Source organism: Sutcliffiella cohnii, assembly GCF_002250055.1.
Lineage (GTDB): Bacteria > Bacillota > Bacilli > Bacillales > Bacillaceae_I > Sutcliffiella > Sutcliffiella cohnii.
Map to the genome: position 1 here is coordinate 1,069,505 of NZ_CP018866.1, position 22,489 is coordinate 1,091,993.

Sequence of the window (22,489 nt, forward strand, 5' to 3'; positions counted from 1 at the left end):
TTTATATACTATTTCCTCTTCAATTTTTCTATTTCTTCTGACACGACAAAGGCTAAGTCGTCATTACCAAATAATGATAGGACCGCTAACAACGTCTCGTTAGAAATCTCTCCAGCCTCTTCTTTATCGACTGTTAACTCCATCGCTTGTGCTAATGCAATATTGTCTACTTGTCCAGGATAAGCTTTGGAGTATAGAGAAACAGGATCTAAATTGTTGTTTATACACCATTGTGCAAACACTAAAATCATCATGTTTTCTTCTTTTTGATAATTATCAATAATTGCTTTTTCTATTTCTTTCATTCTTACCTCTCCTTGTTTAACGGGAATTTAGTGATCTTTTGTAAATGAGCTTTTCGTTCTGTTTCGGTATGTAAGTTACGAAGTGCCCATTCACGTTCTGTTTGTAACTGCTCCAAATAATCTTTATATTCAGGTCCAAATTCCTTTTGTAAATGCTGTTTTATTGTTTTTGCTAATTTTGGACTTGCACCGGATGTACTTACAGCAATCTTAAGATGACCTTGTTTGATGTAAGCAGGAAAGTAGAAGTTACTGCTGTACTGATTGTCTACTATATTGATTAAAGGAACATGAATACTAACTTTATTTGCAATTCTCTCATTTAACTCTCGGTTGTTTGTTGCGACAACGGCCAGGAAACAGTTAGTTGGGATGTATGTGAGTATTTCATCAAAATTATTTATCGATATATTTACATAGTGAAAACGAGGGATAAGTGCTTGTAATTCTTCTGAAATGTTTTCACTAATAATGGTGAGGTCGGCCCCTTCCTCTAGCAAAAATTTCACCTTTCTCGTTGCAACTTTTCCACCACCAAAAATAACACATTTTTTCGCATCCAATTTAATCATTAATGGTGTTGTCATCTTTCTTCCTCCTGAACAATTCTCTCAGAAATTTTAGCTTCAAGCCATGAAGTCATAAGAGGATGAGGGATTAACGTTTGACCATTCCACATTACGTCTAACCCATCTAACTTAGATGGTATCTTTTTTTCTGTTAAGTAGCCTTGGCTAATAACGAGCGGGATAGCTATTAGTTTTTTTCCATTTCGTAATAATCTCTTTGCAACGAATGTAACATTATCAGGGTGTAGAGTTGCATAGCTAATGGCAGAAAAAGAGTAGTGATGTTCGATTTTTTGTTTTAATTTCTCTAAAAGCTGTTTCCAAATATGATTATTATAAGCCTGTTCACTTCCATGGGCGATAAGTAATAGATTTTCTTCACTTGAATTGCTGGATAACATATTTATTTGCTCAAAAATTAATTTGAACAAAATTGGGTCATCATCCATAGGACTACACCATAAAATAGGAGTGTTTATAGATATTTGTTGAATTTCAGGATGGTTCGTTGAATGATCTAATCCAAGCATATATTTTATTTCATTAAGGTGAGTACTTCCTGATGAAACAAATAAAGGAATGATAATAATTTTGTTTACGCCTATATTTTCTAATAAGCTTATACCACTCGAGATAGTTTGTTCTTTATCAAATTCTAAGTACGCTATCGTTTTTGGAAAAGGTGTTTGAACAGCTTGAACAGTATTTTCTATCAGTATTTTAGCTTGGTTATTTTTCGTACCATGTGCAATAACTAATACTCCATAGTCTTTCTTCACTAGATGAACTCGCTCCTTACACATACTTATTTTTTCATTTTACAATAAAGAGGGTAAGATAACCAATGAACAAAAATTAATTCAAGTGTGATAAATAGCACAAACAGATCTGCTAACACGATATATAATAAAACCATAAAGAACTAACAACCTAACTTGTGAAAAGGTGAGCAAGTTGGTGTGAGTCATATTTTTTTAAGGATACTTGTGAAATATTGAGCAAACTTTTTTGAAATGGACGCGCTAGAGGAGGAACGAATATGAAGCAGCTCTTAATGATAGGTAACGGCATGGCAGGAATTCGCTGTATCGAGGAAATATTAAAAAGAAATAAGGATCGGTTTGAAATAACGATTATAGGGGACGAGCCACATCCAAATTATAACCGTATTATGCTTTCCAATGTACTACAAGGAAAAGCAAACATGAATGAAATCATTATGAACGAATGGTCATGGTACCGTGAGAATGGGATTACACTGTATACGGGCGAAAAGGCAGTTCAAATTAATAAAAATAAAAAGTATGTTACTACTGATAAACAGCGGACAATTTATTTCGATGAGCTCATTATCGCAACTGGCTCTAGCGCTTTTATTTTACCAATTCCGGGAAGCGAGTTAGAGGGCGTTATTGGTTTCCGTACGATGAAAGATACAGAAACAATGATAGAAATGGCAAAAACGAAGTCTAAAGCCGTTGTCATTGGTGGAGGACTACTCGGTTTAGAAGCAGCACGCGGATTAATAGATCAAGGAATGGAAGTGCACGTTGTACACCTTTTATCAACATTAATGGATCAGCAATTAGACGCTCCAGCAGCAAGATTACTGAAAAAAGACCTTGAAAAACAAGGTATGAAGTTTTTAATGGAAAAGCAAACATCTGAAATTTTAGGAACAGAACATGTAGAAGGCTTAAAATTTAGCGATGGCACGACTATTGAATGTGACCTAGTCGTGATGGCGGTTGGTATTCGTCCGAATATAGCCCTAGCAAACGAAGCTGGGCTTGAAGTAAACCGTGCCATTATCGTTGATGATGTGATGAGAACTTCTGCTCCATCTATTTATGCAGTAGGAGAATGTGCGGAGCATAACGGAATTGCTTACGGTTTAGTAGCTCCTCTTTACGAGCAAGGTGTTGCACTAGCTGACTATTTAGTAGGTAATCCGACAGAAGGTTATAAAGGTAGCTTATTATCCACTCAATTAAAAGTTTCAGGTTGTGACTTATTCTCGGCAGGTCAAATACTTGAAAATGATGATACAGACGCGATTGTCGTACATGACACAGCGGCAAAAGTTTATAAGAAAGTACTCGTGAAAGAAAATAAAATTGTTGGAATCGTATTGTATGGAGACACGTCAGACGGGAATCGCTTATTCTCCATGATGAAAAAAGGGACTGACATTTCTGAGTTCACGAGAGCTTCAATCTTACAAAAAGCAGGTGAAGGAGATAATGCTAGTCTCGTAGCGGAAATGCCTGCGGAAGAAACTGTTTGTGGCTGTAACGGGGTTACGAAAGGAAACATCGTTCAAGCAATTTTAGAGCAAGGATTAACAACGTATGAAGATGTAAAAAAATGTACAAAAGCTGGAGGCTCTTGCGGTAAATGTAAACCAGTTGTAGAAGATATTTTAGCTCATACACTTGGTGATTCATTTGATGCAGCTGCACAAACAACGGGAATGTGTGAATGTACTTCGTTAAGCCGTGATGAAGTAGTAGAGCAAATAAAAGAAAAAGGTCTTCAATCTCCAGTAGAAGTACGCTATGTTCTAGAATTTTCAAACCCAGAAGGATGCTCCAAATGTCGTCCGGCTCTGAACTATTATATGCGTATGCTTTATCCTGAAACGTACGAAGATGACAAAGCATCTCGTTTCGTTAACGAACGTATGGAAGGAAACATCCAAAATAACGGGACATTCTCTGTTATTCCTCGTATGTACGGGGGAACAACAACGGCGGATGAGTTAATTCGTATGGGAGAAGTAGCGAAGAAATACGAAGTTCCATTAGTAAAGGTCACAGGTGCTAGCCGAATTGGACTATACGGTGTGAAAAAAGAAGATTTACCGCAAGTGTGGCAAGACTTAGGAATGAGTTCTGGTTATGCATACTCAAAATCATTACGTAACGTAAAATCTTGTGTAGGTTCAAGATTCTGCCGATTTGGTACACAAGATTCACTAGGTTTAGGAATTCGTTTAGAGCAAGAATTAGAAATGGTAGATACGCCACATAAAATGAAAATGGGTGTTACCGGTTGCCCACGTAACTGTGCAGAAGTGTTAACAAAAGATTATGGAGTCGTTTGTGTAGAAAACGGTTATCAGCTGTATGTAGGTGGAAATGGCGGTACCGAAGTGCGTGAATGTGATCTTCTAACAACAGTGAGAACAGAAGATGAAGTAGTCTTATTTGCGAAAGCGTATATGCAATATTACCGTGAAACTGGTGTGTATGGGGAGCGTACTGCACCGTGGGTGGAGCGTCTAGGTGTAACGCACATTAGAAAAGTGTTACTTGATGAGACTCGCCGAAATGAATTAGTGGAAAAATTTGACCAAGCTCGTGCTACGTATGAAGAGGCATGGAGCAAAATGAGTAAAACAGATAATAAAAAAATATATGAAGTGACGAGAAAATAAGGAGGGGCCCTATAATGATTGCTACAAAAATAAAAGTAATAGATTTGAAGGATCTTCCAAAACTTATTGGAAAAGAAGTAGAAATAAACGGTGTATCCATCGCACTCTTTCATTTAAGTAATGGAGATGTACGAGCGATAGGAAGTCGTTGTCCACATACGAACGGACCGTTAGCGGAAGGAATCGTTTCAGGAGAATATGTTTATTGTCCATTAAAGGATTGGAGAGTATCGCTCATCACTGGGGAAGTACAACCTCCAGATGAGGGGAAAGTAGAAGTTTACGAGACAGAAGTAATAAATGGGGAAGTGTACATCACTTTCTAGGAGGCTAATAAAATGAATGGATTTGTATCGTTTGTTGGAGCAGGACCTGGTGATATCGGATTAATTACAGAAAAAGGAATACGTTGTATTGAAAAAGCTGACGTCATTTTATACGATCGATTAGTTAATCCTAGGTTGTTACGTTACGCAAATGGTAATTGTGAATTTATCTATTGCGGCAAGCTACCTAATCGTCACGTCATGCGTCAAGAAATGATTAACGTCGCGTTAGTAGAATATGCTCTAAAAGGATTACGAGTTGTTAGACTAAAAGGTGGCGATCCATCCGTTTTTGGCCGAGTAGGAGAAGAGGCTGAAGCTGTTAAAGAAGCGAATATTAACTACGAGATTGTACCTGGTGTAACTTCTAGTATCGCTGCTGCTAGCTATGCAGGTTTTCCTGTAACGCATCGTGAATATAGTACGAGCTTCACAGTGCGAACTGGACACTATTGTAATAATAACGCGAACTACAATCGTGAAAAAGATGAGCACGGGGACACGATTGCCTACTATATGGGAGTGAAAAATTTACCACATCATTGTGAACATTTAATCAAGGAAGGTTTGTCTCCTGAAACGAAAGTAGCTGTCATTGAGTGGGCAACTACTGGAAAACAACGTACAGTGGTCGGTACATTAAGTACCATTACAAATATAGTAAAAGACAAAAACATTCAAAACCCTGCCATGACGTTAATTGGTGATGTCGTTTCTTTAAGAGAAAAGCTATCCTGGTTTGAAGAGAAGTCACTTTTCGGAAAACGTATTTTAATAGCAAAAGCAACAAGTGAAGATAGTGAACTAGAACAATATTTATTAGGGTTAGGATCAGAAGCATATGCATTCCCGACTTTGAAGAAAGAAATAGTACCTCTATCAGTAGATGATATAGAAAAAGTATTAAAGACCGAAAAATTACTCATAACTGTGCCGGAAAGTGTTGATATTTTAATAGATTCATTATTCGGATACGGGTATGATGTCCGAGATTTGCCAAGAATGATTGGTTGTTTAACAGAAAAAACGTTACGTGCGCTTCAATCAAGTGGAATAAGGGGAACGTTAGTAACGGAATTAGAAGAAGGAATGGTTGTAATAGGTTCTCAATATGGGAAACAGTCACCACACCATCCAGTATCGATAGTAACTCATCGTCTCGTTCGTGACGAACGTTTTACAGAAGTTGAAACGAGATTAATAGAAGAAGATCATTGGGAAACGATTATATTCCCTAATCGAGCCTCCGTTCATACTTTTATAAAAGAAGCAAAAGTATTAGGTTTACCATTAGAGACACTAAAATTTGCTTACATTGGTAAATCAGTAAAAGCATACGCGGAACAACATGGATTTACCGAAGTTGATAACGAAGTCCAAGAAGAACTAAATAAATGGTTGAACAATAATCGAAAACTATTATCTTTAAAAGAAAAACAAAAGGAATATAATCCAAGAGTTCTCCAATTAAGTAAATAATAAACACTGCAAAAACAGCCAAACAAAAATAGGTCAGCTTCTAATTGAAGACTGACCTACTTTTTTTTTCCACTATTTCCGATGCATTTTAAACTCTAAAAACAGTTCGTTATAATAAGCTAAATTCCACTTCCCGATATTTTCATACACCTCAAGTTTTTCTGTTAACTCTTCAGGTGGATAAAAACGCTCATCTTCCGTCATATCTTCCGGCATAAAAGCTAGAGCCTCTTTGTTCGGAGTAGAATAACTTACCCATTCCGTATTTATCGCTGCAATTTCAGCATCTAAAATAAAGTTAATAAACATGTGAGCAGCCTCGATATTTTTCGCTGTTTTTGGGATAACCATATTATCAAACCAAAGATTTGAACCTTCAATAGGTACAACATAGTCTAAGTTATCATTTTCCCACATCATATCCGCCGCATCGCCGGACCAAACGAGCCCAATAGCGGCTTCTTCGTTTGCGATGAGCATTTTTATTTCATCACCAACGATTGCTTTAATATTCGGAGTCAAAAGGTCTAGTTTGCTTTTTGCTTCAAGAAGATGTTCTCTATTCGTATCATTTAATGAATAGCCTAGACTATTTAATCCCATCCCAATGACTTCCCGAGCACCATCTGTTAAAAGTATCTCGTTTTTAAAAGTAGGATCCCACAGGTCATTCCAGCTTGTAATTTCGATACCTGGTAGCATGGCAGTGTTATACACAATGCCTACAGTTCCCCAAAAGTAAGGAACAGAATATTTGTTTTCTGGGTCAAAAGGTAAATCTATAAATCTTTCATCGATGTTCGATAAATTTGGTATTTTATCGTGTTCAATAGGTAATAAAAGATCCTCTTCAATCATCTTTTCAATCATATATTCGGAAGGTACGGCAATATCATACGATGTACCACCTTGCTGAATTTTCGTCATCATTGCTTCGTTCGAGTCAAACGTTTCGTATATGACACTAATTCCAGTTTCTTCCGTAAATAAACTAATTAAATCAGGATCGATGTAATCGCCCCAATTGTAGATCGTTAGCGTATTACCGCTAGAGTATCCTTGAGAGTCATTTAATTTCGCAATACTCCATAATAAAAGAGCGGATACGGCAACAATTAAAACGAAAAACTGAATAAGTTTCTTCATTTTCGTACCCCCATTACCGTAGACTTAGAACGTTGTGCAATGAAGTAATAGACAATAACGAGAATAATAGTAAATAGGAATAGCAACGTTGATAACGCATTAATGTTTAATGAAACACCGCGACGTGCCAAAGAATAAATTTCTACCGATAACGTACTAAATCCATTACCTGTTACGAAAAACGTTACGGCGAAATCATCTAAAGAAAAAGTTAACGCCATAAAGAACCCAGCCATAATACCAGGGGTTAAATACGGCAATATTACTTTCGTTAAAACATCCCAACTATTTGCACCTAGATCACGTGCCGCGTCTACTAATGAAGAACTCATTTCGTTTAACTTAGGTAAAACCATTAGTACGACAATCGGCACACTAAATGCAATATGGGATAAAAGAACAGAGTAAAAACCTAACTTGTAACCAGTAACGGTAAATAGTATTAAAAATGACGCCCCAATAATAACGTCTGGACTGACGATAAGAACATTATTAAACGACATTAACATATTTCTTGTCGCTCTTCGTCTAAATGAATGAATCCATAACGCTCCTAAAACGCCAATAATGGTTGCTATGAGAGCAGATAGTAACGCAACAACTAGAGTATTTAAAACAATGATTAACAATCGATAATCTGTAAATAATTCACGATACCAATCTAGTGTGAAACTTTCAAAGTTATACATCGTGCCACCGCTATTAAACGAGTAGAAAATTAAGAAAAATATCGGTGTATAAAGTATAAGGAAAATAAAAATTAAAAAAAGTTTGGAAAAGGGAGATAACTTTTCTTTCATTCTACACACTCCTCTTTCGATTACTAGTGAGTGCCATGATTCCGAACATGATCAATATTAAGAAAACAGCAATGGTTGATCCCATTCCCCAATCTTGTGTCACAAGGAAATGTTGCTCGATCGCTGTACCGAGCGTAATTACTCGATTTCCAGCTATTAATCTCGTTAACATAAATAGAGATAGGGCAGGAATGAATACAACTTGACAGCCTGCTTTTACTCCTTCAAGTGTTAACGGGAAAATAACTCTAGAAAAGGTTGTCCATTTCGACGCTCCCAAGTCTTTGGCCGCATCTACAAGTGTAGGGTTTAATTGATCTAAAGAGTTGAAGATCGGTAATATCATAAATGGAATAAAAATATAAACAGATACGAAAATAAAGCTGAAATCTGTAAAGAGAATTTGTTGACTACCGATGCCAATTATCTCTAAAAAGTGATTCGTCATCCCGTACGTACCAAAAATACCTAAAAATGCATATGCCTTTAAAAGTAAGTTAATCCATGAAGGAACGATGATAAGTAATAACCATAAATGTTTATGCTTTGTCCTTGTTAAAAGTAAAGCGGTAGGATAAGCGACAATGAATGAAATCAGTGTAATTAAAAACGCATACCAAAATGAGCTAAATGCCATTTGTATGTATACAGGAGTGAAAAACTTTTGATAGTTTGCTAGTGAAAACTGCCCATCCAAATCTAAAAATGAATAGTAAACAACTAACAGAATCGGCGCAATGACAAAGAAAATCATCCATAACATGTAAGGAATTGTATACCATTGGCGTGAATTACTACGGTTCATTATTCGTCGCCTTCCTTATACGCTTCTAAACGGCGATCGAACTCTTCTTCCGTCTCACCTAAGCGCATTACGTGAATCGCTTCTGGATCAAAATAAAGTCCAATTTTTTCACCGACGGAAGCTTTTTTCGTGGAATGGACTAGCCATTCATTACCGTCGTCATCGTAACAGGAAAGCTCGTAGTGAACGCCACGGAATAGCTGGGAATCCACTTCTACTTGCAGCTTGCCATTTTCTAAAGTAGTAATCTCTAAATCTTCCGGGCGGATAACAATTTCAACAGGTTCGTTTTCATTTAATCCTTGGTCCACACATTCAAACTGTTTTCCAGTAAATTGTACTACGTAATCCTTTACCATCGTTCCTTTTACAATGTTTGATTCACCGATGAAATCAGCAACAAATCGGTTAATCGGTTCATCATAAATATCTGTAGGGCTACCACTTTGCTCGATTTTACCTTTGTTTAGAACGAAAATTTCATCACTCATCGCAAGTGCTTCCTCTTGATCATGAGTAACAAAAATAAACGTAATACCGAGATTACGTTGAAGTTCACGTAATTCATACTGCATTTCCGTACGTAGCTTTAAATCTAGTGCGGAAAGTGGTTCGTCTAAAAGTATGACCTCTGGCTCATTTACGATTGCCCTCGCAATTGCTACACGTTGCCTTTGCCCGCCTGACATTTCTTTAATTTCTCTCGTTTCGTATCCATCAAGGTTTACGAAGTGTAGAGCTTCTTTTACTTTTTCATCGATGTCGGATTTCTTCCACTTTTTAATACGTAATCCAAACGCTACATTTTCAAACACATTTAAATGAGGAAACAGTGCATAATCTTGGAATACAGTATTTACTTGCCGTTTGTTTGCTGGTAAATCATTAATACGCTCACAGTTAAAGAAAATATCACCAGATGATGCCTCGGTAAAACCAGCAATGAGTCGCAATATTGTTGTTTTTCCACAACCGGAAGGACCTAATAAAGTATAAAACTTCCCTCTTTCTATTTCGAAACTCACATTATCTAAAACAGCTGGGTCGTTATCATATTGTTTTGTTACATTTTTAAACTCAATAATTGAAGAACTATTCATGATTGCCTCCTTATCTTAAAAGGTAAAAAAAGAATAGATAAGTATAATCCTAGTAAGATTTAACTATTCATTCAGAGAAAAATTATACACCTTCACACCGAAAATACAATAACCTTTGCGTCAATAAAATAAAATTATTTTTACATTCGAATCATTATTGAGTGAGAAAAGGTAATTATGTGCAAAATGAAGCTAAAAACATTATGATAGTACATGAATAATTGAAGGAGAAAATCGTAATGAAACAAGAAAAAAGTGGAGTAAAACCATTTCTATCCCTAATAGTATCTACAAAAATTCCAAAAGTAGCACTAACAATCGGGCTAATCGGAAGTATTATAACAACAATTGTTGGACTTTCCATTCCACTTTTAACGAGGGAGCTAGTGGATGGTTTTTCGACAGCGACTATTAGTGTTTCCATTATTATTGCTATTGCAGCAGTTTTTATTTTACAAGGTGTAATCGACGGTGTGTCTACCTATTTATTAGCTTCCGTTGGACAAACAATAGTATCTCGTCTTCGGGAGAAAATGTGGAAAAAACTTATTCGTTTACCAGTAAGCTACTTTGATAAACAACAAAGTGGTGAGTCGGTTAGTAGAGTCGTAAACGATACTGGAATTGTGAAGGATCTAATATCAAGTCATTTCCCTCAGTTTGTATCAGGTGTCATTTCCATCATTGGTGCGGTCATTATTTTACTTATTATGGACTGGAAAATGACGTTACTAATGTTAATCTCCGTTCCATTAACAATGGTTATTATGATTCCCCTTGGAAGTAGGATGGCGAAAATATCTCGAGGGTTACAAGACGAAACAGCGAAGTTTACAGGTAGTATACAACAAACATTAAGTGAAATTCGATTAATGAAATCGTCTAACGCAGAGAAGTTTGAAGAAAATAAAGGAATTAACGGTATTAAAAACTTATTGCAATTTGGCTTGAGAGAAGCTAAAATCTTCGCCCTTATTGGTCCTTTCATGTATTCAATCGTCATGATTGTTATTGTTGTCATTATTGGATACGGTGGAATTCGAGTGGCGAATGGAACGATGTCAACTGGTTCGTTAGTTGCATTTCTATTGTATTTATTCCAAATCATTTATCCAATAACTTCATTTGCAATGTTCTTTACGCAATTACAAAAAGCGAAAGGAGCGACGGAACGGATTATCGACATTATCGATTTGCCGTTAGAGGAAGGACAGGAAGGTTTGCATCTAGATATATCGAATATGCCGGTTCGAGTAGCAAATGTGTCTTTTGCTTATGGGGAGGAAGAGCCTGTTATTTACGATGTATCTTTTGAGGCGAAGCCGGGTCAAATGATCGCCTTTGCTGGTCCAAGCGGCGGTGGGAAAACGACAATGTTTGCCCTGTTAGAGCGCTATTACGAACCAACAGTTGGAGTTATTTTAATCGGTGGCACTCCTATTCATCAGCTATCGTTACAGTCATGGCGAAGTCAAATTGGTTATGTTTCTCAAGAAAGTGCGATGATGGCTGGAACGATTCGTGCGAATTTGTGCTACGGATTAGAAGGCTGGGAGGACATACGTGATGAACGATTATGGGAAGTTGCTAAAATGGCATATGCAGATGAGTTTATTAAAGAATTTCCAAAAGGACTGGATACAGAAGTAGGCGAGCGAGGGGTGAAGCTATCAGGTGGCCAACGTCAGCGAATTGCGATTGCACGAGCATTTTTACGTGATCCGAAAATTCTTATGATGGATGAAGCTACCGCGAGCCTAGACAGTCAATCAGAAAGTGTTGTACAAAGTGCTCTCTCTCGACTAATGAAAGGTCGGACAACATTTGTCATTGCCCATCGGTTATCAACAATCGTCGATGCAGACAACATTATTTTCATAGAAAAAGGAAAAGTAACGGGAATGGGAACCCATCAACAACTGATAGAGTCTCATTCGTTGTATCGTACTTTTGCTGAACAACAACTAACATAAAAATAGAAACGTTCAGTTTTTTTCTGAACGTTTCTTTTTATTTTTATGCGCTTATGGAAGTAGTCTCAGCCTCTTTTTTTGCAGCTGCCTTCGTTTTCTTCACTAAGAAGTATACGAGTGGCGTGTCTATAATCGCAACAAACACTTTGAAAATGTACTGCGTTGCAATAAGTGCCAATAGAGCAGAAGTAGGCATTGTTCCATAAAAAGCAACAGTAATAAATACAGTAGTATCTACTAACTGACTCAAAATAGTAGAGGCGTTATTGCGTAACCATAGTTTAGAACTACCGTGCTTGCTTCGTAATCGATGAAAAATATAAACATCTAAAAATTGACTAACGATATAAGCTGTTAAACTAGCAATAATTACTCGAAAACTACCACCTAGAATAGCAGAAAAGGCGTCTTGGTCTGCAAAAAATGGTGCAGGTGGTAAATATATCGCAATAAGAATGAAAATACTAGCAAAGATTTGAACGATAAAGCCTGCTTTTACCGTTTGTTGAGCAGCTTTTTTTCCGTATACTTCCCCAATCACGTCCGTAATCGGATAAGTAAACACATATACAATCGCTGCAGCAGGTAGGATGGCTAATCCCCACAAGTCAAATAGCTTTACACTAATAATATTAGATAATACTAAAAACCCAACGAAGAAAGAAGTTAGGAATAAATGCATCGTAAATCAGTTCCTTTTAATATATATTCATCCAAATACATAATGGACTATATTATTATACTTATGAATGCAGAAAAAGCAAATGAACGACATCACAAAGCACTTTATTAGTTGTCACGTCTCTTCATTAGGCGAATATCATGTAATAAAAAGAGATGGAGGTTTGAAAATGACGGAACAATTACAGTATAACGAAGAGAGAAACTTACATGATCAATGTGTGAAACTTAAGTTTTATCACGTTACCCTAACTATGAATGATGGTAGTTCTTTTGATGGGATTATAGAAGATGTTGATAGCAGCAATATCACAGTATTAGTTGGTGAAGACGTTTTAGATAGAGTAAATGAAACGGTAGAAGATCAGCGATATTACGGAGGCTATGGCTACGGACGTCCAAGAAGAAGATTTCGCCGATTTAGACGCCGTACTTTTCCGATTGCAACACTTGCTGCATTAGCACTATTACCTTATATTGCACCAACCCCTTATTATCCTTACTCATACTACTAAACGTTTAATTATTGCTTTACTTTATTTGAAAGTAAGGCTTTTTTTATGCAGTAATTGGTATTAATAGAAGGAGAAATATTATATATTTAAAAGAAAGAAATCTATTATACATTCGAAACCTAGGAGTTAATAAGATGAATATTTTTATTAGAGAAGAACAAACACAAGACTATAAAAATGTGGAACAAGTTATAAAAAGCGCTTTTGCAAATGTTAGTATTAGTGACCAAACTGAGCATAATTTAGTCGCCAACATTCGAAACTCGGGCGCATACATACGAGAACTTTCATTAGTAGCTATTGATAAAGATACCGAACAGATAGTTGGGCACATTCTTTATTCAAAAATAGCTATTATAAATGAAGAACATTCCATAGAATCACTTGCCTTAGCACCTGTTTCCGTTATACCAACTTATCAAAAAAAGGGCGTAGGTAAGTTATTAATAGAAGAATCCTTACGAATTGCGAGTAAACTAGGCTATGAGTCTGTTATAGTCCTCGGTCATCCAAACTATTATCCGAAGTTTGGGTTTCAGAAGGCGTCCCGTTGGGGAATAAAAGCACCATTTCATGTTCCCGATGAAGTTTTTATGGCATTAGAATTAAAGAAAGACGCCTTAAAAAATGTTTCGGGAGTCGTGGAATATAGTAAAGCATTTTTATAGAAAGAGGTGAAAGTATGTTTACGTGTGAAGGTTGTAACAAAAAGTATAGATGGGGGAAAATATATAAAAGTATTCTTTTAGGTTATAAACCTATACCTTGTGACTTTTGTGGGGCAGAACATAAAATCACATTTTCATCAAGGTTTATTGTCGTTGGACTAACCGTTTTACCGTTTTACATCTTTGGCCGTTTTTTATCACCGTTTTCAAATTTTTTTATTACTTTGTTATTCGGTCTCATCATCGTGTTTTTCTGCACGCTAGCTATCCCATACTTAGCAAAGTTTAAAAGAATATAGGAAATGATTACACTCTATAAAAAGAGTGTTTTTTTGTACTTGACCTTTACGTTGCGTAAACGTTTATGATGGAATTGTCAGGAGGGTAGAACGATGGAATATACAGTGAAAAAATTAGCGCAACTATCTGGGGTAAGTTCACGTACACTTCGTTATTATGATGAAATTGGTTTATTAAAGCCGGCAAGAATCAATTCATCAGGGTATCGATTATATGGACAACATCAAGTGGATATACTCCAACAAATTTTGTTTTATCGTGAACTAGAACTGAGTTTGGAAGACATAACGGAAATTATCCATCAACCAAACTTTAATCGTAACGTAGCATTACAACAGCATTACGAACAATTAATGAAGAAGCGTGCCCGCCTGGACAAAATATTGGAAACGATTGAAAAAACAATTGATTCTGTTAGTGGAGGGAATCCAATGAAAGACAATGAAAAATTTGAAGGATTAAAAGAAAAGATGATTAATGAAAACGAGCAAAAATACGGAGTCGAAATTCGTGAGAAGTATGGAGAAGCTGTAGTAGAAGAAAGCAATGCGAAGTTAAGGGGAATGACTCAGGAAAAATATGAGGCAATGGAAAAGTTAGGAGTAGAGATTTTTGAACTATTGAAAGAGGCATATGAAACAGGAGATCCGCAATCTGAGATAGCACAACAATTAGCTGCAAAGCATAAAGAATGGCTCGAATACTCATGGCCAGCCTATTCTAAAGAAGCACACATAGGGCTTGCAGAAATGTATGTTGCCGATGATCGTTTTACTGCTTATTATGATAAGGCTGTACAGGGTGGAACTAAATTTCTCCGAGATGCGATTGTCATTTATTGTGGAGGAAAATAAGAATGAAAGGCATGTCCGTCTCGGCATGCTTTTTGTTTTTTTGATGTTTAGGAAAAGTGCAAATTGCAACTACAATTTTATTTATAAAGTGGTCTATAATAGCTTTAGGGGGTGAAGGAATGAGAGAAAGAATAAGAAAAGATTTAATTCACTATCAAAGAGTACATGAAAATAAATGGAACCAAATATTGCACTACTTTGCATTCCTATTTGCTTTTTGGGGTTGGATCTTCCTATTTATTGATATAAAAATAACGATATTCCTTGCTATTCTACATTATTTAATTTCGTGGATTGGACATTTCTATTTCGAAGGAAATAAACCAGCAGCATTTAAATACCCGCATATCGGCTTTTATGCTGGTTTTTTATGGTTTTTCTTAAAAAGTATAGAACTAGCTACGAAAAGGCGAGTATTACCCACTTATTAAATTAAGTCAAAAAGGGTCAGAAACTCTCTAACCCTTTTTATAAATTACAGCAATACTCGTAGCATTCTTTTTTTGTAAAGGAATGCAATACAGTTTAATAGATAGCTAGGAAGTTGTTTAGGACAATACACCTTTCTATAATATTTGTAAGCCCTTTTTAAATCATTCCATTGAGTACACGTTCCCGTTTGTCGGAAACGAGCAACATCAATTAATTTTATATGACCATCATCTGTAATTAAAATGTTTCGTAAATGAACATCTGATGGATTCAGGCCACTTTCTCTTGCTAATTTCAAGGCTCTATCAATTTCTACAATATGTTGTTTCGAAATATACTTACCGGTAGTAAGACATTGAAATAATGTATCTCCATCAATGTAATCTATTGCGATAAAATTAGTACCGTAATCGTACATTTTCGGATAATACGGATTTCCATTAAGAATTTTATAAATCATTGCTTCCTCATTAACGATCGATAGGTGAGAAGGAAAAAATACTTTTAAAACGATATTGGTCGAACGAATTTTAAAAGCAAAAGCACTCCTTCCTTTCCCAATAAGCTCTAACTCTTCTGGTTTGTCTTTAAGTTTCATCGTGAAACCTTTCTTTTCAAAAATAACACCTGCAGCTAATTCTCTATATGTTTTCATGCTCGTAAACCTCCTAATATAGCATGCTTAGAAGTACAACGTAATATAATAAGAAAAACCTCCACCATAGATAGTGAAGGTTTTAGAGAACAGAAAAAGACCTTCACCATTAGGTAAAGGTCTTGCTAACAACGAAAGTTGCCAATATTGCCGAGAGCCTGCGCTCTGTAATGACGACAAATATTGTAAAAGCTACTCCCCTTTAGAGGAAAATAATGAAATTGTATAATCCTATTATAATAGAATATTAGGTTTATCGTCAATGGAGGGAAGAATAACCCAATATTGACATATAACTTTAACTTAACTTTTACCTTTTTCATACTGTAGCTTAAAACACCTTTTATATACTAATTAGACTAGTATAAAAAGGTGTTTTTACTATTTCTCTTATTTTTTAAAAGCGTCAAGTTCAGTATTTAGCGTTAATAATATAGTTGAAATAGGGTGAATCGTTATGAAAATATTAATTACAACCGAATGGTATGTTCCAGTTATTAATGGTGTTGTTACTTCTGTCGTTACATTGCAAAAGGAATTAAAGAAGTTAGGTCATGAAGTACGAATTCTTACATTGTCTAATAAATCATATAGAAATGGGGAAGTAACGTATATAAGCTCTGTTGGAGCAGGAAAAATTTACCCAGGTGCAAGAATCGCATTTTCCATTGATAATAAGCATATTGACGAACTAATCAATTGGGGACCTGATATTATTCATTCACAATGTGAATTTAGTACGTTTCGAATGGCTCGCTATATCTCGAAAAAATTAAACATACCAATTGTCCATACATACCATACTGTTTATGAAGATTATACACATTATTTTTCTCCGTATAGAAAATGGGGTAAAGCAATGGTAGCCGTTTTTTCACGAAAAGTGCTGAAAAATGTGAATGCGGTCATTACGCCAACTAAAAAAGTTAAGCATCTTCTTGAAGTTTATGGAATTAAACAACCAATTTATGTAGTACCAACTGGAATAGATGTCGTAAAATTTATAAACCCATTGAGTGAACTGATAAAGAAAAAAATCAAATTAAGACATGGCATAAACGCTAACGACAAGGTGTTAATATGTGTTGGCAGAGTTGCGAAAGAAAAAAACATTGAGGAACTAATATTATATATATCACGCCTTAAAAGTCGAACGTTAAAATTTTTAATTGTAGGTGATGGTCCACAACGATCTAGTTTAGAAGAATATGCAAAAAAGTTAAATGTTTTTGATAATATCATTTTTACAGGAATGGTGCCACCAAAAGAAATTGCTTCTTATTACCAAATAGGTGATGTTTTCGTTAGTGCATCAAACAGTGAAACACAAGGGTTAACGTATGTAGAAGCATTAGCAAGCGGTTTGCCTGCATTATGTCGAAAGGATCCTTGTTTAGATGATGTTATAATGGATGGGATTAATGGGTGGCAATATACAACATTTCAACAGTTTAGAGAGAGGCTTCATTTTCTCCTTAATGAAGAAGATTTACACCAACAGTTTAGTGAAAACGCCAGATCTGGAGTAATCCAACATTATTCCTCTACTAATTTTGCTAAAAAAATAGAAAGTATTTATTCACTAGTTTGCCGAGAACAGCTAACAAGTTTTAATTTAGTTAATAGGAATGAAGAAGGATAGGCCTGTTGAGGAGGGACTATCCTTTTATTATATTTATGTTATGTTAGAATATTCAGAAAAAACAGGGGTAAAAGATATAAAAAAACTATATATAATTAATTGCATTAACGACAAAAATCGATATTTTCCGGGAAATATGGATTAGAGGGGTTGTGACGGAGTGGGTAATGAAATCGAGGATTTGCATAAAATAAAAAGAGTCTTTAAGCCTAGTTTATCGATACCTATTTATACTACAATTATTGCAATTGGACCATTTTTACATTTATTACTCGATATTGCTGATTCAAAATTATGAAAGAATCTTAATGTTAACTCTACTATCGACTTTTCTTACCGTATACATTACATTTATCTGGACGAGCTATTATTATAAAATGATAAACTATAAAAGAGAGATAAAAGATTATAAGGAAAATCCTAATGCCTACAATTGGTGAAATAGGGGGATGCATATGAATATTAATAACATATTAGTGGCTGGGAATTATGAGCAACAATTTCAAGAGCAATTACCACAGGAAGTAATGAAACATTTTCGTTTTGTCACGCTAGATAAAATAACGGAAGAGGATTTACGATGGGCAGATGCATACGTTGGTTCTAAGCCTTCTGACCACTTTCATCCCTCTCAATTTAAGTGGGTACATTCATTTAATGCGGGTGTAAACAATTATTTAGATGGTATTGACGGTTGGTTCGAAACCAATATTATTTTAACGAGAACAGTATGTTCATTCGGAGAAAGAATTAGTGAATATTGTTTAAGTTACGTACTACGGGACTTGCAGTTTCAAGATTATTTTGCTGAAAAACAAATGGAGAAAATATGGGAGCCGAAAACACCGAAAATGGTAAAAAATGAGACATTTGTTATATTCGGTACAGGTGAAATTGGACAAAAAGTAGCAGAAACGTTCTCTTTTTTCGGTGCCGATGTATACGGTGTATCTAAAAGTGGAACGAAAAAAAGCTTCTTCAAAGAGGTTGTCCAATCCTCAAATGCGGAGTCCGTTTTGAATAAGGCAAACTGGATTATTAGCACGTTACCATATACTAAAGAAACGAATAAGCTATTCGATAGAAAAATGTTTAGTTATATGAACGATGTTGGTTTTATCAATGTCGGAAGAGGTTCAACAGTAGACGAAGCAGCTCTTATTGAAGCATTAAATGATGGAAACGTGAGGTCAGCCGTGTTAGATGTAACGTCAATAGAGCCTTTACCTGAAAACTCTAAGTTGTGGGAACGAAATGATGTCAAGCTAACGCCACATATCTCAGCTGTAACGGAGATTTCCGAAGCAATTACTTGTTTTTTACAAACATTTCAAAATTTGAAAAATGAGATGCCGTTAATGAATAGGGTCGATATTACAAAAGGGTATTAGTTTAAATTCATTAACTGGAAGAGAAAAAGAGAGCTGTCCGAAAAGTGAGTAGCGACTCACTTTTCGGACTTTTTTTGTGATGAGTTTCAACAGCAGTATGCAATAAAATATTTCTCTTTCTAAATAAGAGTTTTCAGATTATAATAAACACATACATTAACAATTTAAAGGGTTAAAGGGGTGGATTTTCTATGGGAGTATATGGCATTAAAAATAAAATTGATATGGTTCAAGTATTAAACAATATTACCGAACCATGCTTTTTTTTAAACACCGATTGGGAATTTGAATTCATAAATGATGCTGCGGAGCCATTTTTAAAAACAATTCATTCTTTTAAAGAAAAACCTAAAAAAGAGTTGCTAGGTATGAGTATATGGGATGTTTTGCCAAAGTATAAAGGAACGAGGGAATATAAATTAATACATAACGCTTTTCAAGAACAGGAACCAAAACAAGTGAAAATGCAAGCAAAGTATTCCAAACGTTGGTTTGAAATTAAAGCGTTTCCAAATATATATGGCACATTTGTTATGTTTAGCGATATAACGGAGAAGGAAGAAAATGAGAAGAACAAACAATTTTATGAGAAGTTGAATGTCATTCGTGAAATGGCTTCAGGAGTGGCACATGAGGTTAGAAACCCTATTACAACAGTAAAAGGATTTTTACAAATAATGATGGAAAGAAATGAACAAAATCAATACAAGGAGATCTATCATCTAATGGTAGATGAAATTAATAGAGTAAATGAAATCATAACCGAATTTCTCGATATTGCGAAGGAGAAACCGAGTTTAATTGAAACATGTAATATTAATTCAATTATAGAGACGTTGCACCCTCTGTTAGAAACGAGGGCGAATAAAGAGGGGAAAATGGTTGTACTACATTTAGGAGAAGTCTCACCTTTAAGTATTGACAAAAATGAAATAAGACAGCTACTTCTAAATTTAATTAACAATGCGTTAGACGCGATGGGTACGAACAAAAAAGTAGAAGTGATTACATATGAAGAGTATGGGGATGTTGTTCTATCTATTAGAGATGAAGGAAGCGGAATTCCTTCGACTATTCAAAGCTATGTCGAAGCTCCATTCTTTACGACGAAAGAACATGGGACGGGTTTAGGGCTACCGATATGTTATTCGATTGTGAAAAGAAATAATGGAACAATTTCGTTTTTATCGGGACCTGAAGGAACGACATTTAATATCGTTTTTAGAAAATAATGTTTACAATTTCCTAAGAAAGGATTGATTAGCCATGGGTTCGACTCACATCGTTTTTGTATATGGAACGTTAAGGAAAAATGAGCGCAATCATCGTTTATTAGAAAGTTCGAGATTAATTGCAGAACAAGCATGGACTACAGGTGTTTTGTATGATACTGGTTTACACTATCCAGCACTTCAAAAGAGTTCTACAGGTCGGGTGTACGGTGAATTATATGAAGTAAATGATCATACGCTTTCTAGCTTGGATAGATTAGAAGGTTATCAAGCTCACAGAAGTGACAACCTATATGACCGGGTTAGCCAATCTATAAACACAGATAAAGGTACATATGAAGCGTATGTTTACATTATGGTTAATAACAATATGCTACAACGGAAAATACATGGTGGTGATTGGAAAGTTTATCAATTAGAGAAGAAGCCAAAGTTCTATTATTTTGCATACGGAAGTTGTATGGATAATGAACGTTTTCAATTGGCAAATGTAGACCATCATTTTCAAAAAGTTACCGGAAAAGGTACGCTTCCTGGTTATTCCCTCCGTTTTACATGGCGGTCGTTAGATGGGGGCCGTGCGGACATCGTAGAGGAAGATGGTGTCGTAGAGGGGAAGGTGTATGAGCTAGCTTCGGATGCACTACCATATTTATATGATAGAGAAGGGGTAGATGCTTCTTGTTATCGTCCTGCAGTAATAGAAGTGGAAATGGAAGAGGAAGTGTTAGAAGTATTAACCTTCATTGTTGTTCATAAAAAAGATGAGAGCGCACCGCCAGCACATTATTTAAAGGAGATCATTCGTGGCGGAAGCGGTTTTTTAAGTAATGAATATTTAACGGAATTAAAAAAGAAGTTTCCAAATGTTTTAGAATAGCTACAAGGGCAGATATAGTTGAGCAAGTTTGTGAACATCTATTTTACTGTTCAACAGTTTTTCAACACGTTAAAAGGGCTAGTGATAATTCTGCCCTTTTTACATAATTTGTTCAATAAGTCTTGTCTTATTTGTGAATATATTCACAAACTCATTGTGAGTGTAATAGACATATTCCATAATAGTGTTGTAGGAAAACTACAATATACTTGCTGAGGTGAAAACATATGTGTGAAGCTTGTGGAAATGGGAAAACAATGAAAGCAGCAGTAGTAAAAGAATTTAAAAAAGATTTATCTATTGAAGAAGTTGTAATCCCGGAAGTAAAAGAGCATGATGTGTTAGTAAAAATAAAAGCATGTGGCGTTTGTCATACTGATTTACATGCTGCCCACGGAGATTGGCCAGTTAAGCCAACCTTACCTTTTATCCCTGGACATGAGGGAGTTGGAGAGATTGTAGCAATTGGAAGCAATATTTCTCATTTAAAAGTAGGAGACCGTGTAGGTATTCCGTGGCTATATACAGCATGCGGGCATTGTGAGTACTGTTTAACAGGGAGAGAAACACTATGTCATCACCAAAAAAATGCCGGCTACTCTGTTGACGGTAGTTATGCAGAATATTGTTTAGCAGACGGACGTTATGTCGTAAAAATTCCAGAAGCGTTAGGTTATGTCGAAGCAGCACCAATCTTTTGTGCTGGAGTCACTACATATAAAGCATTAAAGGTTGGGGAAGCAAAAGCTGGTGATTGGGTAGCGATATATGGTATTGGTGGTTTAGGTCACCTTGCTGTTCAATATGCAAAAGCGATGGGATTTAAAGTAGTGGCAGTAGACACTTTCGATGAGAAGTTAGAATTAGCTACTTCTTTAAGTGCTGATTTAACGATTAACCCGAAAGTGGAAGATTCTGCAGATTTCATCCAACGAGAATTTGGTGGAGTGCAAGCCTCTATTTGTACAGCAGTCTCAAAACCTGCATTTAGTGAAGCGTATCGAGCTGTAAAGAGAGGCGGGAAATGTGTAGCAGTTGGTTTGCCGCCTGAAAAGATGGAAGTGCCTATATTTGACACAGTGTTAAACGGTGTAAGTATTGTTGGTTCCATCGTTGGTACAAGAAAAGACCTTCAAGAATGTTTAGAGTTTGCAGCGGATGGTAAAGTGAAAACGATTATAGAAACTGTGAAAATGGATGATATTAATCGTGTGTTTGAGGATCTTGAACAAGGGAAAATTAACGGTAGAATCGTTATAGAATTTTAATTAATAGGGTCAGGGCAGTATAGCTCTGA

At 35.7% G+C, this 22,489-nt stretch carries 24 protein-coding genes; 15 read left to right on the forward strand and 9 right to left on the reverse strand.

Translation table 11 applies throughout. The features are described from left to right. Positions 1 to 8: 8 nt before the first annotated feature. The 3 genes from BC6307_RS05225 to BC6307_RS05235 are packed head-to-tail and all read right to left on the reverse strand — an operon-like array spanning position 9 to position 1,653. Positions 9 to 305 carry a hypothetical protein gene (locus BC6307_RS05225; protein WP_066412152.1) on the reverse strand — a complete coding sequence of 99 codons (297 nt, stop codon included), beginning with the start codon at positions 303 to 305 and terminating at the stop codon, positions 9 to 11. Between the two features lie 2 nt (positions 306 to 307). Continuing rightward, a complete protein-coding gene (locus tag BC6307_RS05230) occupies positions 308 to 892 on the reverse strand; it encodes a precorrin-2 dehydrogenase/sirohydrochlorin ferrochelatase family protein (RefSeq protein WP_066412150.1) in 585 nt (194 codons plus the stop codon). Next, positions 889 to 1,653, reverse strand: coding sequence for a sirohydrochlorin chelatase (locus BC6307_RS05235; RefSeq protein ID WP_066412133.1), 765 nt, complete (start codon positions 1,651 to 1,653; stop codon positions 889 to 891). The genes BC6307_RS05230 and BC6307_RS05235 overlap by 4 nt, the downstream gene beginning before the upstream one ends. Before the next feature lie 260 nt (positions 1,654 to 1,913). Here BC6307_RS05235 and nirB point away from each other — a divergent pair, with 260 nt between their 5' ends. The 3 genes from nirB to cobA are packed head-to-tail and all read left to right on the forward strand — an operon-like array spanning position 1,914 to position 6,118. After that, positions 1,914 to 4,313, forward strand: a complete 2,400-nt coding sequence (gene nirB, locus BC6307_RS05240; RefSeq protein WP_066412132.1) for a nitrite reductase large subunit NirB — start codon at positions 1,914 to 1,916, stop codon at positions 4,311 to 4,313. 14 nt (positions 4,314 to 4,327) lie between these two features. Then, positions 4,328 to 4,639: a nitrite reductase small subunit NirD gene (gene nirD / locus BC6307_RS05245; protein WP_066412130.1), complete on the forward strand. Its 312-nt coding sequence runs from the start codon at positions 4,328 to 4,330 to the stop codon at positions 4,637 to 4,639. Between the two features lie 12 nt (positions 4,640 to 4,651). Beyond that, a complete protein-coding gene (gene cobA, locus BC6307_RS05250; protein ID WP_084380173.1) occupies positions 4,652 to 6,118 on the forward strand; it encodes a uroporphyrinogen-III C-methyltransferase in 1,467 nt (488 codons plus the stop codon). Between the two features lie 72 nt (positions 6,119 to 6,190). Here the strand turns inward: cobA and BC6307_RS05255 are convergent, their stop codons facing one another. Genes BC6307_RS05255 through BC6307_RS05270 form a run of 4 tightly spaced genes read right to left on the reverse strand, consistent with a single transcriptional unit; the run spans position 6,191 to position 9,969 of the window. Continuing rightward, positions 6,191 to 7,264, reverse strand: coding sequence for an ABC transporter substrate-binding protein (locus BC6307_RS05255; RefSeq protein ID WP_066412127.1), 1,074 nt, complete (start codon positions 7,262 to 7,264; stop codon positions 6,191 to 6,193). After that, on the reverse strand, positions 7,261 to 8,064 hold the full coding sequence (locus BC6307_RS05260; RefSeq protein WP_066412124.1) for an ABC transporter permease: 804 nt from the start codon (positions 8,062 to 8,064) through the stop codon (positions 7,261 to 7,263). Before BC6307_RS05260 ends, BC6307_RS05255 begins: the two co-directional genes overlap by 4 nt. A 1-nt stretch (position 8,065) precedes the next feature. Continuing rightward, positions 8,066 to 8,869: an ABC transporter permease gene (locus BC6307_RS05265; RefSeq protein ID WP_066412121.1), complete on the reverse strand. Its 804-nt coding sequence runs from the start codon at positions 8,867 to 8,869 to the stop codon at positions 8,066 to 8,068. Then, positions 8,869 to 9,969 (reverse strand): ABC transporter ATP-binding protein, encoded by a 1,101-nt coding sequence (locus BC6307_RS05270; protein WP_066412116.1) that lies wholly within the window; start codon positions 9,967 to 9,969, stop codon positions 8,869 to 8,871. The genes BC6307_RS05265 and BC6307_RS05270 overlap by 1 nt, the downstream gene beginning before the upstream one ends. A 239-nt stretch (positions 9,970 to 10,208) precedes the next feature. Between BC6307_RS05270 and BC6307_RS05275 the strand changes: the two genes are divergently transcribed. Next, entirely contained in the window at positions 10,209 to 11,942 is a 1,734-nt protein-coding gene (locus BC6307_RS05275) for an ABC transporter ATP-binding protein (protein ID WP_066412113.1), read from the forward strand. Positions 11,943 to 11,985: 43 nt separating this feature from the next. Here BC6307_RS05275 and BC6307_RS05280 read toward each other — a convergent pair whose 3' ends face one another. Next, entirely contained in the window at positions 11,986 to 12,624 is a 639-nt protein-coding gene (locus tag BC6307_RS05280; RefSeq protein ID WP_066412110.1) for a queuosine precursor transporter, read from the reverse strand. 169 nt (positions 12,625 to 12,793) lie between these two features. Here BC6307_RS05280 and BC6307_RS05285 point away from each other — a divergent pair, with 169 nt between their 5' ends. The 5 genes from BC6307_RS05285 to BC6307_RS05305 all read left to right on the forward strand — a co-directional run bounded on the left by BC6307_RS05285 (position 12,794) and on the right by BC6307_RS05305 (position 15,391). Further along, on the forward strand, positions 12,794 to 13,138 hold the full coding sequence (locus BC6307_RS05285) for a hypothetical protein (protein ID WP_066412107.1): 345 nt from the start codon (positions 12,794 to 12,796) through the stop codon (positions 13,136 to 13,138). Positions 13,139 to 13,272: 134 nt separating this feature from the next. Beyond that, positions 13,273 to 13,806 carry a GNAT family N-acetyltransferase gene (locus tag BC6307_RS05290; protein ID WP_066412106.1) on the forward strand — a complete coding sequence of 178 codons (534 nt, stop codon included), beginning with the start codon at positions 13,273 to 13,275 and terminating at the stop codon, positions 13,804 to 13,806. A gap of 14 nt (positions 13,807 to 13,820) precedes the next feature. Continuing rightward, complete coding sequence (locus BC6307_RS05295) at positions 13,821 to 14,105, forward strand: TIGR04104 family putative zinc finger protein (RefSeq protein ID WP_066412104.1); 285 nt, start codon at positions 13,821 to 13,823, stop codon at positions 14,103 to 14,105. Positions 14,106 to 14,198: 93 nt separating this feature from the next. Next, positions 14,199 to 14,960, forward strand: coding sequence for a MerR family transcriptional regulator (locus BC6307_RS05300; RefSeq protein ID WP_066412102.1), 762 nt, complete (start codon positions 14,199 to 14,201; stop codon positions 14,958 to 14,960). A gap of 119 nt (positions 14,961 to 15,079) precedes the next feature. Beyond that, the gene (locus BC6307_RS05305) at positions 15,080 to 15,391 is read left to right on the forward strand and encodes an Mpo1-like protein (protein WP_066412095.1); all 312 of its coding nucleotides are present in this window, start codon (positions 15,080 to 15,082) and stop codon (positions 15,389 to 15,391) included. Positions 15,392 to 15,435: 44 nt separating this feature from the next. On the opposite strand, the gene BC6307_RS05310 is transcribed toward BC6307_RS05305, so the two are convergent. Further along, on the reverse strand, positions 15,436 to 16,047 hold the full coding sequence (locus tag BC6307_RS05310; RefSeq protein WP_066412075.1) for a serine/threonine protein kinase: 612 nt from the start codon (positions 16,045 to 16,047) through the stop codon (positions 15,436 to 15,438). 457 nt (positions 16,048 to 16,504) lie between these two features. Here BC6307_RS05310 and BC6307_RS05315 point away from each other — a divergent pair, with 457 nt between their 5' ends. The 6 genes from BC6307_RS05315 to adhP all read left to right on the forward strand — a co-directional run bounded on the left by BC6307_RS05315 (position 16,505) and on the right by adhP (position 22,460). Continuing rightward, complete coding sequence (locus BC6307_RS05315; protein WP_066412072.1) at positions 16,505 to 17,689, forward strand: glycosyltransferase family 4 protein; 1,185 nt, start codon at positions 16,505 to 16,507, stop codon at positions 17,687 to 17,689. Between the two features lie 160 nt (positions 17,690 to 17,849). Further along, positions 17,850 to 17,987, forward strand: coding sequence for a hypothetical protein (locus BC6307_RS24720; RefSeq protein WP_157076584.1), 138 nt, complete (start codon positions 17,850 to 17,852; stop codon positions 17,985 to 17,987). Between the two features lie 157 nt (positions 17,988 to 18,144). After that, positions 18,145 to 19,080 (forward strand): D-2-hydroxyacid dehydrogenase, encoded by a 936-nt coding sequence (locus tag BC6307_RS05320; protein ID WP_066412069.1) that lies wholly within the window; start codon positions 18,145 to 18,147, stop codon positions 19,078 to 19,080. Positions 19,081 to 19,271: 191 nt separating this feature from the next. Then, complete coding sequence (locus BC6307_RS05325) at positions 19,272 to 20,312, forward strand: two-component system sensor histidine kinase NtrB (protein WP_066412066.1); 1,041 nt, start codon at positions 19,272 to 19,274, stop codon at positions 20,310 to 20,312. 34 nt (positions 20,313 to 20,346) lie between these two features. Then, positions 20,347 to 21,192, forward strand: coding sequence for a gamma-glutamylcyclotransferase family protein (locus tag BC6307_RS05330; protein ID WP_066412062.1), 846 nt, complete (start codon positions 20,347 to 20,349; stop codon positions 21,190 to 21,192). A 257-nt stretch (positions 21,193 to 21,449) separates the two neighbouring features. Further along, a complete protein-coding gene (adhP, locus tag BC6307_RS05335; RefSeq protein ID WP_066412239.1) occupies positions 21,450 to 22,460 on the forward strand; it encodes an alcohol dehydrogenase AdhP in 1,011 nt (336 codons plus the stop codon). Positions 22,461 to 22,489 lie beyond the last annotated feature (29 nt).

Coding starts and splice junctions, on each gene's coding strand:
- BC6307_RS05270 (WP_066412116.1), bottom strand. CDS start 9,969: ATGAATAGTTCTTCAATTATTGAGTTTAAAAATGTAACAAAACAATAT.
- BC6307_RS05305 (WP_066412095.1), top strand. CDS start 15,080: ATGAGAGAAAGAATAAGAAAAGATTTAATTCACTATCAAAGAGTACAT.
- BC6307_RS05285 (WP_066412107.1), top strand. CDS start 12,794: ATGACGGAACAATTACAGTATAACGAAGAGAGAAACTTACATGATCAA.
- BC6307_RS05325 (WP_066412066.1), top strand. CDS start 19,272: ATGGGAGTATATGGCATTAAAAATAAAATTGATATGGTTCAAGTATTA.
- nirB (WP_066412132.1), top strand. CDS start 1,914: ATGAAGCAGCTCTTAATGATAGGTAACGGCATGGCAGGAATTCGCTGT.
- BC6307_RS05275 (WP_066412113.1), top strand. CDS start 10,209: ATGAAACAAGAAAAAAGTGGAGTAAAACCATTTCTATCCCTAATAGTA.
- BC6307_RS05320 (WP_066412069.1), top strand. CDS start 18,145: ATGAATATTAATAACATATTAGTGGCTGGGAATTATGAGCAACAATTT.
- BC6307_RS05300 (WP_066412102.1), top strand. CDS start 14,199: ATGGAATATACAGTGAAAAAATTAGCGCAACTATCTGGGGTAAGTTCA.
- BC6307_RS05230 (WP_066412150.1), bottom strand. CDS start 892: ATGACAACACCATTAATGATTAAATTGGATGCGAAAAAATGTGTTATT.
- BC6307_RS05225 (WP_066412152.1), bottom strand. CDS start 305: ATGAAAGAAATAGAAAAAGCAATTATTGATAATTATCAAAAAGAAGAA.
- BC6307_RS05330 (WP_066412062.1), top strand. CDS start 20,347: ATGGGTTCGACTCACATCGTTTTTGTATATGGAACGTTAAGGAAAAAT.
- BC6307_RS05295 (WP_066412104.1), top strand. CDS start 13,821: ATGTTTACGTGTGAAGGTTGTAACAAAAAGTATAGATGGGGGAAAATA.
- BC6307_RS05290 (WP_066412106.1), top strand. CDS start 13,273: ATGAATATTTTTATTAGAGAAGAACAAACACAAGACTATAAAAATGTG.
- BC6307_RS05280 (WP_066412110.1), bottom strand. CDS start 12,624: ATGCATTTATTCCTAACTTCTTTCTTCGTTGGGTTTTTAGTATTATCT.
- BC6307_RS05260 (WP_066412124.1), bottom strand. CDS start 8,064: ATGAAAGAAAAGTTATCTCCCTTTTCCAAACTTTTTTTAATTTTTATT.
- BC6307_RS05310 (WP_066412075.1), bottom strand. CDS start 16,047: ATGAAAACATATAGAGAATTAGCTGCAGGTGTTATTTTTGAAAAGAAA.
- BC6307_RS05265 (WP_066412121.1), bottom strand. CDS start 8,869: ATGAACCGTAGTAATTCACGCCAATGGTATACAATTCCTTACATGTTA.
- BC6307_RS05315 (WP_066412072.1), top strand. CDS start 16,505: ATGAAAATATTAATTACAACCGAATGGTATGTTCCAGTTATTAATGGT.
- cobA (WP_084380173.1), top strand. CDS start 4,652: ATGAATGGATTTGTATCGTTTGTTGGAGCAGGACCTGGTGATATCGGA.
- adhP (WP_066412239.1), top strand. CDS start 21,450: ATGAAAGCAGCAGTAGTAAAAGAATTTAAAAAAGATTTATCTATTGAA.
- BC6307_RS05255 (WP_066412127.1), bottom strand. CDS start 7,264: ATGAAGAAACTTATTCAGTTTTTCGTTTTAATTGTTGCCGTATCCGCT.
- nirD (WP_066412130.1), top strand. CDS start 4,328: ATGATTGCTACAAAAATAAAAGTAATAGATTTGAAGGATCTTCCAAAA.